Below are 253 nucleotides of genomic sequence, written 5' to 3'. Positions count from 1 at the left end.
ATGCGAAGTTCGTCACGCAACCGTGAGGTGTCTACCGCAACAGGGGCCAGAACGTCCTGCTCAAGCTTCACAGCTTCTTCCAGGGCGGCTATCCCGGCATCCGTGAGTGTTACCACGTGGCTCCGGCGGTCCGAGTCGCTGCGATGGCGGCTGATGTGCCCGTGCAACTCCAGCCTGGCCAACGTGGTTCCCATCGTTTGAGCCTTGACCCGCGCAACTTCAGCAAGGGCGGCTTGCGTTATTGCACCCTTGG

At 61.7% G+C, this 253-nt stretch carries 1 protein-coding gene; it reads right to left on the bottom strand.

The window, feature by feature from the left end:
• On the bottom strand, positions 1–242 hold a 242-nt coding region (locus SB724_RS21080), incomplete at its 3' end, for a MarR family winged helix-turn-helix transcriptional regulator (RefSeq protein WP_410572937.1).
• Positions 243–253 lie beyond the last annotated feature (11 nt).

The sequence above is a fragment of the Bacillus sp. SIMBA_031 genome (assembly GCF_046535225.1).
Taxonomy (GTDB): Bacteria; Bacillota; Bacilli; order Bacillales; family Bacillaceae; genus Bacillus; species Bacillus velezensis.
Note: the sequence above shows the minus strand (reverse complement) of the source record. Positions and strands in the feature narration are given on the sequence as shown.